Below are 11,791 nucleotides of genomic sequence, written 5' to 3'. Positions count from 1 at the left end.
GGTGTAACTGCAATATGGAGGCATGACCAATAAATGAATACATTAAAGTTAAAAAATATTTTCGACGTAATCGATGATTATGACGTGTTTTTATTTGATCTTTGGGGTGTAATAATCGAAGGAGGACATACTTATCCGGGCGCCGTAGAAAATATTAATGAAATTATTAAACGGAAAAAAGTATATTTTGTTACTAATGCTCCACGAAATATTTTTTCGCTGCACCAAACAATTAAATCTTGGGGAGTAAACGTGCTACCTAAAATGATTATTAGCTCAGGTGAAATAGCTGCGCAAATGATCCTAGAAAGCAAAGAACGATTCGGTATTGAAAAACCGGTAATATATCACCTAGGACATTTAGAAAATGATATAATAAACGGAATTCAATGTCCTATCACTGATGATATTAACAAAGCTAATATTTTCCTAATGACTATTTACAGAGACGAGAACGAAAATTTAGATTTAAACGAATTCGATGAGTTATTTAAAATTGTTGTACAACGTAAAATGGTTAATATTTGTGCCAATCCTGACCTTGGAATAAATCAACACGGTATTTATAGATATTGTAGCGGTTATTATGCCGAAAAAATAGAGCAGTTTGGCGGAAAAGTAATTTATAGCGGTAAGCCATATGAAGATATATATAGCAAGATTTTAAAAGAATGTCATAATACCCCTAAAGAACGTATGTTAATGATAGGCGATACTTTCTATACCGATATACTTGCAGCAAATCGCCTTGGTATAGATTCTGGCCTAGTGTTAACCGGAAATTCTAGAGAATATCATAGTAATTTTGATAATAGTGATGAAAAACTGGATAATTTAACAAAAGCTGCTATTAAACAATCGATTATACCTAGTTTTGTAGTGAGTTTGTCTTAAATAGCTTTATCGTCATTGCGAGGGTAAACTGTAAGTTTTGTACGTACGCAATCTCGTGCTAAAGTCCTGAGATTGCCACGCTCCTTTTAGTCGCTCGCAATGACGGATAAACAACAACCCTATTGATATTTTACTCATAATCTGCTATAGAGTAAAACTTAAGCGGTCGTGGCGAAATTGGTAGACGCGCAGCATTGAGGGTGCTGTTCTGTAAAAAGATTGGAAGTTCAAGTCTTCTCGACCGCACCACTCACCGGTTTTTTACAAAGTCAAATTAACGACCTCTTGCTGTAGGTTTCTCTTCTCTTTGTTCTGAGATCATGGCTCTAAAGCTTTTTTGTTTTGACACTTCTACTCCTAGCTTTTTCTTATTAGCAAATGTTTGGGCCGATTGTACAAATGATGCGAAGATTTTTTTATCACGTATCATTTCTTCAACTGAATATGTAAGCTTTCGTTTAGACACTTCAGGATGAAATTGAAAAGCGCGAATTGGAGCTCCGAACTGTGATTCCGTTGCCTCTATTTCGCCATGTTTGGTGGTAGCTGATACTTTTAGTAACTCTTTTTTGTCTATTAATCGATCTTTTCCACCTACTTCTGTTACTACATTATTATGACTACCCCAAAAGCTTTGATTCGGTATTTCTTTTACAGTAGACTTCTTTCTTATTATTGATGCTAATTCTGAAGTAGGTTCAATAATTATAGAATCATGTTTATGATCAGGCATATCAACTATTTTCCCTCTAAGATAGGTATTAATAATTTATGCCCTCCGCAAATTCCCATTATCGGTATCCCTTTTCTATAGCAACTTCCGCCATAACCATTTCAGCAAGAGAACGTGCAAAATCAAATTTACCATCATTTAAGGTTACTTCTCCTCCAAATTGCTTAGCTACTTCCGGATCAACTGAGGCATTATTACCCAGAATTACTAGAGCATCTTTATCAGTTAAAAGTTCTTTTGCTTTTTGCTTTGCTTCATTTATTACCTCTTTATTAATCTTCTTCTCTTTGTTAGCTGATTCAGGTACTATTTTTCTATAATCAATATATTCTAGAACTCCCCCTTGATAAATAAGCATATCTTTTGCTTCATTTGCAACTTCCCCTCCAACTTGGGAATTATAGCTTAATACAATTTTAGGTCTTGGTGGCAAATCTTCAAAACGCTCTGTTCTAGTAAGTTTTGTATATGTCGTTTCATTTTGTTCTTCTGCACACTTAGTTAATATATCAGAGATTTCGGTATGTCCAAATAATTTGCTCCAATATAGCGGGGTATTTCCGGTTTTATCAGTAATATTGACTGTGTGATTAAATTTTAAATAATAATCTAGGCATTTCTCAAATATTTCTCTATTTCTTTGTTGGGCGGCTAAATGCAAAAGAGTTTCTCCGTTATTGTTCCTTAAATTAAGAATTTTTTCTACGGTCTGTTCTTTAGCATTTTCTACAAATAGTAAAGCTATATCTACATTTCCTTTACGCTCTAATAGAATATCTAGAGCAGTATTACCGTTTTTATCCGTAAGCTTAATATCGGCATTTTTATTTATTAAAGATCTAACTATGTCTAAGTTTTTAGTATTTATAGCTGAAAATAAAATTGGAGCGCCGTCTTTATCCAATTGATTAACGTCGACCCCTTGATCTAATAAAGCATTAACCATCTTCACTTTTTCTGACTTTATAACTCTTAAAATAATAGGATTTCCCTCTAAGTCCAATGCATTTGGACTCACTCCTTTATTTATTAGAGCATTAAAGATATCTAAGTTATTGCTATTTATAGCTTTTAGAAGAATAGGATTTTTGCCGGAAGGCTGAAAGTTAGGGTCGGCTCCTTTATCTAAAAAAGCATTAAGGATACTTAAATTTTTTGTTTCTATAACCCTTACAATTGTAGGGTTTCCATCATAGTCAATTGCATTCGGATTAGCCCTTTATCTAATAAAGTAGTAACTATATCTAAATTTTTATTTGTTATAGCAGAATAAATGCAAGGATTATCATATTCATCTAATATGTTAGGGTTAACCTCTGCTTGTAATAACTTTTGAACCTTTTCTAGATCATCATCCAGAATTGCACCAATCAATAATTCTTCCTGATTATTCATAAACCCCCTTCTAATATCTTAATAAAAATATACTAATTTAAGGATATAATTAACATATTAAGCTTGTCAACATTATCCACTGTGGATCTTCTGATAAATAAAAAACTATTGCTTATTTGTACTCTGTGATTTATATTGATTATCAAATTGTATACAATTCTGTGCCAAGCCTAGCTAACCAGCTTTAACTAATTATAATAAGTCTATAATAAACTATTAGGTAAATAGGTCATGCCTAATTTCAACATATTTAAAAGCATCTTACCGGATCATCATGATCAATTTGTCGAGATTTTTGATCAAATTAATGATCTGATAGAAGATCATAATTATGATGCTGCTGCAAGCAGGCTGGCCACGCTTCATTATGCCGATTTAGCTGATTTCTTAGATAATCTTAACAATAAAACATATAAAATAATTATTCCTTTATTACAGGATGTAATTAAGCCTGAAACGTTAGTATCGTTAAATGCTTATAGTAAGCCTTTAATAATAGAAACTTTAGGCATAAAAAAATCTGCGGAATTAATCAATAAGCTAGTTATAGAAGATGCTATTGAAGTAGTAATCGATCTAGACGATGATATAAAAGATCTTATTCTAGGTAATCTTACTAAAGAAAAAAAACACCAAATTACCGTAGGTTGTACATATCCCGAAAATACGGTAGGCAGAGTAATTGAGCGAGATTTTATTAATCTTCAAGAAGGATGGACGGTCGAAGAATCATTAAATTTTATCAAAAACGTAAAGAATGACTTTTATGCGGCAATCGTTACAGATAATAAATTACGCCCTATCGGTATTATTTCTCTTAGCACGCTAATTAAACACAAAAAAAATGAATTAATAAAAGATTTGATGAGCAAAGATTTTAAGCTCGCAGATGCTTTTACCGACTTAAATGAACTAAGCTTTATTTTTAGACAATACGCCTTAACTATCGTACCGGTAGTAAATAAAAGCGGTAAGTTAGTAGGTAGCGTATCAATCGATAATATAATTTATATTATCGAAGAACGAGCAGGAAAAGATATATTATCATTAAGCGGGGTACATACTCAAGATACTTTCTTCAATGTATTTTATACCGTTAAACATCGTTTTCCTTGGCTCTTTGTTAATCTAATCACTGCCTGCATGACCTCACTTATCATTAACCATTTTAACGACACTATTGCAAAACTTGTAACGCTTGCAGCCACTATGCATATTGTAGCTTCAATGGGCGGAAATGCCGGAACACAAGCTATGACCGTTACGGTTAGAGCTCTTGCTAATAAAGATATTCATTATAATAATGTCAATAAAGTTATATTAAAAGAAATAGCCGTATCGGCTTTTAACGGTTTTGTACTTGCAATTATCGGAGCAGGACTTAGCTTTGTGATGTTGCTTGACTTAAATCTTAGCGTTATTTTTGCTATTGCAGTTATTTTAAATTTTTTAGTAGCCGGATTATTCGGTTCTGCTATTCCTATAATACTGCATTATTTTGATATAGACCCCGCTGCAGGCTCTGGCGTATTTCTAACAACCATAACCGATGCTCTAGGTTTCCTAACTTTCTTAAGCCTTGCTCATATTTTTTTAGTGTGATATCTATTCAGATAAAAATACATACACATTACAGCAAACAGTAGCTATAGCTCCAAGACATTTACATATACCGCAACTTATATCCTGATTTTCAGACTCGGTAATATTATTAATATTATTCTCATAAGATATATTATTATCTCTTGGTATATTCTGATTATTATTATTGATATTCGAGTCTTTGAACAATAAATTTGCAACAGTTAGTATTAACTCACCTTGTGATGCAGTTAGATTAGTATTATTCAAGGAGCTAGATTGCGCATACTCTTGTACTTCTAGACTATTACGGTTTGACATAGTTACATTTTGACTTTAGGATTAATATTTAAAATTATATAACAATAATTTTTAATCTGCAGCTATTTATTATTAAAATTTTTTAATTAATAGCTCATAAATTATAATGAAATAAGAAATAACTTTTATGGAAGATCTAAGCTCTTGGAAAGAAAAGTTTAAAATTTGTGTTTATAGTAAAAAACTACTTGATAAACTCGAATATTTAAATACTAAAGTAGAAAATCCTATAGATATCCTTGAAATCAAAAAAGGTATCTACTATGCACGTAAATATCACGGTTCTCAAATGCGTCAATCAGGCGATCCTTATTATTCGCACCCAATTGAGGTAGCAATTATGCTTGCTGAATTTGTAGCTGAAGAAGCACCTAAGCTTTATAACGTTATTATGCTGCAAGCTGCTTTACTTCATGATACTATTGAAGACACCGAATTAACTGAAGAAGCAATTACCGAAATTTTTGGATCGGAAGTAGCAAAACACGTAGAAGGTCTAACTAGAATTAAATCTTACGGGAAGATAAGTAGCGGAGAAAGCCTAAACTTACTAATTAAAGAGAAAAGATACAATACGGCATTAATAAAATTATTTGATCGAATTCATAATGTGCAAACTTTGGGAGTTAAATCATCTGAGAAAGCGAGAAAAATTATTGAAGAGACTTTAATAAATTTTCTTTTGGTCGCTGCTAATATAAATTATAAACTAGAGCAAGAGTTTGCTGAGTTATGCCTAAAAGTTTTTAATAGTGAGCTTGAAAGACAAAAAACTTTTTCTAATAATAACTTTCTGCTTCCTTCTCTAACTTTATAAAATGATTTACTCCAAATGTATAACCGATTAGAATTGGAATAATAAAGAATAACAATCCCCAGTGATTAAAATAATCTATCAAGTAAACTGTTCCAAAAGAAGAAACTGCAAACATTAAAGCTCTTGATAAAGCAAATATAAAACTACCACATGTAAAACGTTTTAATACCGGAAATCTTGCATAAAACACTGCCCCTGCCGGAAAAGTAGTAGGTGCAAATAATGCAATAAATAATTGGAATAAAAATAATTCAGTAGCAACTGAGATATTATTTAGTAAGATAGGAGACATAATAGCTACAATAGAAAATATTATTAATCTTACTTTAAGGATTTTTAGAGGATGTATTTTACAAACTAAATAAGTAAGAATTATTGTATTCATTAATTCTACAATGGAAACAATAAAATTTTGATGAATTACTTGAGCAGCACTGTAATTAAATGAATTTTTTAGTATATTACCGCAATAAATATACAAAATATAAAACCATAATGGTGCTCCACAATGTATAAAAAAGAAAGCTATTGCTGTTGTTTTATTAATTTTTTCACTCCAAATAGGACTTGATTTTAGCCTATTACTATCTATCCCCGCTTGTGCTACAGTTTTCTTTATTCGTCTTTTTGCATCAATGAAATCCGGAGTCTCTCTAAGATTTGTCCTTGCAACAGCACCAACTATAGCAATAACTGCTCCAAACCAAAATGCCATACGCCAATCAGACCCAAAAGAAGTAACAAGCGTTCCTACTGCCAATGCCATGGTTATACCTAAATCTACAGAAATAACAAGCGAAGCCACCACCCAATAACGTTGAGGAATTTTGGTCATTTCGGTTAGATAAAGCTCAGCACCTACTACCTCCCCCATAGAAGACATCCCCTGAACAATCCGACATGCAGTTACTACAAAAGTTGCCGTAATACCAATTTCGGCATAAGTTTTTAAATTAGCCATTATAAGACAACAAAGCGACATTAAAAAAGTTGTAATAACAACAGTTGATTTACGACCTATAGTATCTCCTATCCAACCGAATATTAAAGCTCCGATAGGTCTAAACACATAAGTTGAACAAAATGCGATGGCGGAATATAGAGAAGCAGCTCGTGCATCAGCTTCAGGAAAAAATAGCTCGTTAAGTAGTGCCGCCATGTGTACATAAAGCATGAGATCAAAATATTCAAGAAACGTACCTATCGATAGTAGCCCTATTGCTTCTTTTTGATTACGAGCTAAACTCTTTTGCTCTTTTAGGTAACTTAACATGCTTTTTACAGATTAGTTAAAATTAATAAAGAACTATCTTGTTTTATATAAAAATAAAAGTCAATTTAAAAAAATTAGATTTTATAGCATTACTAACTAAAGATAAATGTCGTAATGAGCTGAGCGACTGAAAGGAGCGTATCAATTTAAGAAAATAATAAAAAAATACTAGTTTACAGAGTTTTTAACTAGATTACTTAGTCAATTACTTTGTAATTTCCTTGCAATGGTATTGATTTATTAAATAATCTATCTTTATTTAGCAATGCCAATAAATTTCTAATTTAATACTTGCAATTTATCTTATAATTACTTATATTCAGATTCGCTTAGATTAAAAAGCACTAAGGTGTTTTATATGTAATTAATTTTGATCCCCTTAAACTTTTTACATTAAAACGCCGTTGTTAGAGGATATCGGTAAATAAATTTTAATTAGTAATTAAAGAGCTTTTTTAGTGAAAATTCATAAGATGTTTGAAGGAATATTATCAATATTTCAAAAAAATCTTATAATTTGCAGCAAAAAAGAATTAAATTATCGGTTAAAATTTATTTTCTGATATCCTCATATTTAAGCGGGTGTAGCTCAGGGGTAGAGCGCTACCTTGCCAAGGTCGAAGTCGAGGGTTCGAATCCCTTCACCCGCTCCAGTGATTTTTCAATATTATTCGTTTTTGTCATTGCGAGAAGACGTCATAGGCGTCGATGAAGAAATCTCAGGCAAAATTCCTGAGATTGCCACGTTCACTAACGTTCGCTCGCAATGACGGAAAATCAGTCCAGGACACAACTCCCTTTCACACATGACATCAGTAAGTTTATCATAAATTCAATCTTCCAAATCATATTTTTTCTTAATATCTTCTAATGAAATTACTTCTTCCCCTTTTTCTATACGAGACAGAGCAATTAACAAATCTGCTTTTGCTTCTATATAACTTTCTATAGCTTTACGTATAATATATCCTTTTGGTCTATCGATTTCCTTAGCAACATTAGAAAGTATAATATCTAGTTCATTAGAAATTCTAGTAGTTATAACTGTCATAAAAATATCCATTTATCGGTTTTGTGATGACTTATAATAATATAAAATACATTTAAATATAATGCATTACCTTTGATTAACTTTATATTTTTATTTTACCCTTGCATAAAAGCGTTTAGCTAGCTATTTTTATTTTATTAGACTTCTTGCATAATGTAGCTAATAAGGATAAATTTGTAGGAAACACGGCACGCAGCACCACAACGTACAAAAAAGTACGTGAGGATACGAGTACCGGATTGACGTATACCTTTAGAAAGAGGTTATATAGGAAGACTATTGCAACAATTAGGAAATTACATATGTCAGCAAATACGCAAGATAATCAGGCAAATAATAACGACACTATAGAGATACAGGAAACTGAGGTAATGCCAGTAGAAACAAATTCTTTACAATCAGGGTTAACAAGCTTAATACCGATGGTTTTAATTTTTGCCGTATTTTACTTCTTATTATTACGTCCGCAAGAAAAACGACGCAAAGAAAGAGAGAAATTAGTAAGTGAAGTTAAAAAAGGTGAAGAAGTTCTAACAAATAGCGGCATTTACGGTATTGTGACTAAAGTAAGTGAAAATGACAATAATATTGAAATCGAAATAGCTAAAGATGTACGTATTAAAGCTTTAAAAAGTGCTATTGTTGATATAACAAGTCGTACAAAAGAAGTAGCAGTAAAAAAAAGAAAATAACAAAAAAAGATAAGAAGGTAAGCGGTGCAAGATCTTCCTAAATGGAAAATTTTTCTTTCAATTATATGTACGGTTTTTGCGGTTATTTGTGCCTTACCTAATTTTATGCAGGTAAATTCTAAGTTTCTGCCTCATGATTCAGTAAATCTAGGGCTTGACCTTAGAGGAGGAGCTCATTTATTACTTGATGTTGATTTTGACACCTACTTAAATGATTCAATGGAAAACCTTGCCGACACTTTACGCAAAAATTTTCGTGAGGATAAAATCGGCTATAAAAATCTGTTAGTTAAACAAAATAGCATTCGATTAGAAATAAGGTCGCCTGAGGAATTAAAGCCGTTAAAGAAAATAATTAATAAAATCGATCCGGAAATTATCGCTGAAGTAAATGAAAATAAAATAAAGCTTAGCTACAGCGAATCTAGATTAAATAACTTACTTAATAAGGTAGTAGACCAATCTATTGAAATCGTTCGCATGAGAGTTGATAGTACCGGCACTAAAGAGCCAACACTACAGAAGCAAGGCGATAAGCATATATTACTGCAAGTTCCAGGCGAAGAAAATCCCTCTTACCTGAAGAATATATTAGGAAAAACTGCAAAGCTAACTTTTCATTTAGTTGATGAAAATGCCAATATCGAAGAAGCGGTAAAAGGACATGTTCCGGTAGGTTCAATGCTTGTTAAAGGTGATAACGAAAATCACGGTGAGTATTATGTAGTTATAAAGAAAAAAGTCGTTTTAGGTGGCGATCAGCTTACAACCGCTTCAGCTTCTTTTGATCAAAATTCGCAGGCGGTAGTTGCTTTTTCTTTCAATAATTTAGGTAGTAAAATATTCGGTGAAATAACCAAAAATAATACTGGTAAACGCCTTGCTATAGTTTTAGATAATAAATTACTAAGTGCTCCAACGATAAACGGAGCAATTATGGGCGGAAGCGGTATAATAACAGGAAATTTTACCGTTGAGTCGGCAAATGAGCTTGCGCTATTATTGCGAGCCGGTTCGCTCCCTGCCCCACTTAAAATTATTGAAGAGAGAAGTATAGGTCCAAATTTAGGTGCTGATTCTATAGAGTCGGGCAAAAAAGCAGGACTTATAGGGTTTATAGCAGTTTGTATATTTATGGTTTGGTCTTACGGTGTACTTGGTTTATTTGCCAATATAGTTCTAAGCCTTGCATTGTTATATATTCTAGCTTTACTTTCACTTTTCCAGGCTACTTTAACTCTGCCGGGAATTGCAGGAATAATACTGACTATGGGTATGGCTGTTGATGCTAATGTATTGATTTATGAAAGAATTAAAGAGGAGCTGCATAAAGGAGTTTCTAATCTTTATGCTATTAGAACCGGTTTTGAATCTGCGTTTGCTACTATCCTTGATTCTAACCTAACTACTTTAATCGTTGCTTTTTTACTTTATATATTCGGAGTCGGGGCAATAAAAGGTTTTGCCGTTGCATTAACAATCGGGATTATATCTTCAATGTTTTCGGCGATTATCATTACTAAATTGTTAATAGATATTTGGGTGAAATATTTTAAACCTAAAAAACTAGGGCTTGTGTAAAAACAACCAAAATGTCGTAATTTTAAACTTCTTGAAAAAAAGAATTATACTCCTGCGAAATAAAGAGTTGATATACGAAGTTCAACTTGAAAAAGAGCAAGGAGTCTGTAAGCCGAGGAGCGGAGCGTATATTTAATACGTGAGCATCCAAGGACTCACAAAGACGATGTAGCCAATTTTTCAAGTTCAACGAGTATATATTATGAAAATGCAATCAAATGTTATAAAAATAATTATCGTAATTAGCTTATTAATAGGAGTAGGAGCATTATATTTGTTATTATCTTTAAGAACGCCTAAAAAACCGCTTGCTGGTCAAGTTAATATCTATGAAGATAACGTAAAAATCGGCAGTGATTTTGAACTAATAGACCAAAATGGAGAGATATTTAATAGTGATGAGTTGAAAGGCAATTTAAGCCTAATTTATTTTGGATTTACTAGTTGTCCTGATATATGCCCAACCTCTCTAAATAAAATGACGGAAATTGTAGAAATTTTAAATAAACATAAAATAGATATTCTACCTGTTTTTATCACTATTGACCCAAAACGTGATACTCCTATAGTACTTAAAGAATATCTCAAACATTTTCATCCGAAATTTATAGGTCTTACCGGTAACGAGCAGCAAATAAAAGATGTAACCGATAAATTTAAAGTTTTCTATGCTCGTGTAAATGGTGATGATGACGACCCGAACTATATGCTCGATCATTCATCTTTTACTTATTTAATCGATGCAAACGGAAAATATCTGAAACATTTCTATTTAGATTCTTCACCTAAGGAAATTATGGAGTTTTTGAAAGGCAATTAATGAGTAACTATATATTAACTACATATTTATTTACTTTTTTAGTTTTAGCAATATTACTAGGTTTAAGCTTCTTAAATTACAAATTATTGAAAAATGCAAAAGAGAGCAAAAAATAGATTAATAACAATAATTATTTGTTTCTGCTCTGCAGCTCTTGGAATTAGTATAATACTTTACAATTTAGAGAAAAATATAGTTTTTTTTTGCCACCGTCAAAAATTAATGAAATAGAACAAGGTAAAGAGTTAAGAGTCGGCGGTCTTGTTAAAATAGACTCAATAAATAAAATTGCTGCTGATAAAATAAGTTTTGTTATTACCGATAATATTAAGGATTTAGAAATATTATATCAAGGTGTACTCCCTGCTCTATTTCGTGAAGGACAAGGAATTATTGCCATAGGGCAATTATCGGACGGAAAATTTATAGCAAGACAATTACTTGCAAAGCATGATGAGAATTATAGACCTCCGAAGTAACAACGTCATTCCTGCAAGACCTTGTTGCGTAGATATAAAAAAAAGTAGCTGCGAACTAAGAAAAGTAGTAAATCGACAAAAAACTTAACCACAAGTGTGTATGTCAAAGCTACAAAAAGTTTGCAACTGGAAAGAATATAACAGAAGTTTAAAG

Annotated in this window: 8 protein-coding genes, 2 tRNA genes and 3 pseudogenes; 9 read left to right on the top strand and 4 right to left on the bottom strand. The window is 32.0% G+C overall.

Going from position 1 to position 11,791, the window contains the following annotated elements; translation table 11 throughout:
- The first annotated feature begins 33 nt into the window (after positions 1-33).
- The gene (locus KYQ89_RS05250; RefSeq protein WP_218460701.1) at positions 34-894 is read left to right on the top strand and encodes a TIGR01459 family HAD-type hydrolase; all 861 of its coding nucleotides are present in this window, start codon (positions 34-36) and stop codon (positions 892-894) included.
- Between the two features lie 162 nt (positions 895-1,056).
- Positions 1,057-1,143, top strand: a tRNA-Leu gene (locus KYQ89_RS05245).
- Between the two features lie 25 nt (positions 1,144-1,168).
- Here the strand turns inward: KYQ89_RS05245 and KYQ89_RS05240 are convergent.
- Positions 1,169-3,022: pseudogene (locus KYQ89_RS05240) on the bottom strand (ankyrin repeat domain-containing protein).
- A 231-nt stretch (positions 3,023-3,253) separates the two neighbouring features.
- Between KYQ89_RS05240 and mgtE the strand changes: the two are divergent.
- Positions 3,254-4,624: a magnesium transporter gene (gene mgtE / locus KYQ89_RS05235; RefSeq protein WP_218460700.1), complete on the top strand. Its 1,371-nt coding sequence runs from the start codon at positions 3,254-3,256 to the stop codon at positions 4,622-4,624.
- A 3-nt stretch (positions 4,625-4,627) separates the two neighbouring features.
- Here the strand turns inward: mgtE and KYQ89_RS05230 are convergent, their stop codons facing one another.
- Positions 4,628-4,924 (bottom strand): hypothetical protein, encoded by a 297-nt coding sequence (locus tag KYQ89_RS05230; protein ID WP_218460699.1) that lies wholly within the window; start codon positions 4,922-4,924, stop codon positions 4,628-4,630.
- Between the two features lie 127 nt (positions 4,925-5,051).
- Between KYQ89_RS05230 and KYQ89_RS05225 the strand changes: the two genes are divergently transcribed.
- Positions 5,052-5,741 (top strand): HD domain-containing protein, encoded by a 690-nt coding sequence (locus tag KYQ89_RS05225; RefSeq protein ID WP_218460698.1) that lies wholly within the window; start codon positions 5,052-5,054, stop codon positions 5,739-5,741.
- Here KYQ89_RS05225 and KYQ89_RS05220 read toward each other — a convergent pair.
- Positions 5,704-7,014, bottom strand: a complete 1,311-nt coding sequence (locus KYQ89_RS05220) for an MFS transporter (protein ID WP_218460697.1) — start codon at positions 7,012-7,014, stop codon at positions 5,704-5,706. The genes KYQ89_RS05225 and KYQ89_RS05220 overlap by 38 nt on opposite strands.
- A 578-nt stretch (positions 7,015-7,592) precedes the next feature.
- On the opposite strand from KYQ89_RS05220, the gene KYQ89_RS05215 reads away from it, so the two are divergent.
- Positions 7,593-7,667 (top strand) — tRNA-Gly (locus tag KYQ89_RS05215).
- Positions 7,668-7,846: 179 nt separating this feature from the next.
- On the opposite strand, the gene KYQ89_RS05210 is transcribed toward KYQ89_RS05215, so the two are convergent.
- Entirely contained in the window at positions 7,847-8,077 is a 231-nt protein-coding gene (locus KYQ89_RS05210; protein WP_218460696.1) for an antitoxin of toxin-antitoxin stability system, read from the bottom strand.
- A 290-nt stretch (positions 8,078-8,367) separates the two neighbouring features.
- Between KYQ89_RS05210 and yajC the strand changes: the two are divergent.
- The 4 genes and pseudogenes from yajC (at position 8,368) to ccmE (ending at position 11,637) form a co-directional block, all read left to right on the top strand.
- Positions 8,368-8,798, top strand: a pseudogene (yajC, locus tag KYQ89_RS05200) (preprotein translocase subunit YajC).
- Positions 8,782-10,338 carry a protein translocase subunit SecD gene (secD, locus tag KYQ89_RS05195; protein WP_218460694.1) on the top strand — a complete coding sequence of 519 codons (1,557 nt, stop codon included), beginning with the start codon at positions 8,782-8,784 and terminating at the stop codon, positions 10,336-10,338. The pseudogene yajC and the gene secD overlap by 17 nt, the downstream one beginning before the upstream one ends.
- A 202-nt stretch (positions 10,339-10,540) precedes the next feature.
- Positions 10,541-11,158, top strand: a complete 618-nt coding sequence (locus KYQ89_RS05180; RefSeq protein WP_218460693.1) for an SCO family protein — start codon at positions 10,541-10,543, stop codon at positions 11,156-11,158.
- Positions 11,159-11,251: 93 nt separating this feature from the next.
- Positions 11,252-11,637, top strand: a pseudogene (ccmE, locus tag KYQ89_RS05175) (cytochrome c maturation protein CcmE).
- The last annotated feature ends 154 nt before the right edge of the window (positions 11,638-11,791 follow it).

Origin of the sequence: Rickettsia sp. TH2014 (assembly GCF_019249195.1) — a bacterium.
Lineage (GTDB): Bacteria > Pseudomonadota > Alphaproteobacteria > Rickettsiales > Rickettsiaceae > Rickettsia > Rickettsia felis.
Note: the sequence above shows the minus strand (reverse complement) of the source record. Positions and strands in the feature narration are given on the sequence as shown.

Excerpts from the sequence above, each read along its gene's own strand:
- mgtE (WP_218460700.1), top strand. The coding sequence starts at position 3,254 with ATGCCTAATTTCAACATATTTAAAAGCATCTTACCGGATCATCATGAT.
- KYQ89_RS05225 (WP_218460698.1), top strand. The coding sequence starts at position 5,052 with ATGGAAGATCTAAGCTCTTGGAAAGAAAAGTTTAAAATTTGTGTTTAT.
- KYQ89_RS05250 (WP_218460701.1), top strand. The coding sequence starts at position 34 with ATGAATACATTAAAGTTAAAAAATATTTTCGACGTAATCGATGATTAT.
- KYQ89_RS05210 (WP_218460696.1), bottom strand. The coding sequence starts at position 8,077 with ATGGATATTTTTATGACAGTTATAACTACTAGAATTTCTAATGAACTA.
- KYQ89_RS05180 (WP_218460693.1), top strand. The coding sequence starts at position 10,541 with ATGAAAATGCAATCAAATGTTATAAAAATAATTATCGTAATTAGCTTA.
- KYQ89_RS05220 (WP_218460697.1), bottom strand. The coding sequence starts at position 7,014 with ATGTTAAGTTACCTAAAAGAGCAAAAGAGTTTAGCTCGTAATCAAAAA.
- KYQ89_RS05230 (WP_218460699.1), bottom strand. The coding sequence starts at position 4,924 with ATGTCAAACCGTAATAGTCTAGAAGTACAAGAGTATGCGCAATCTAGC.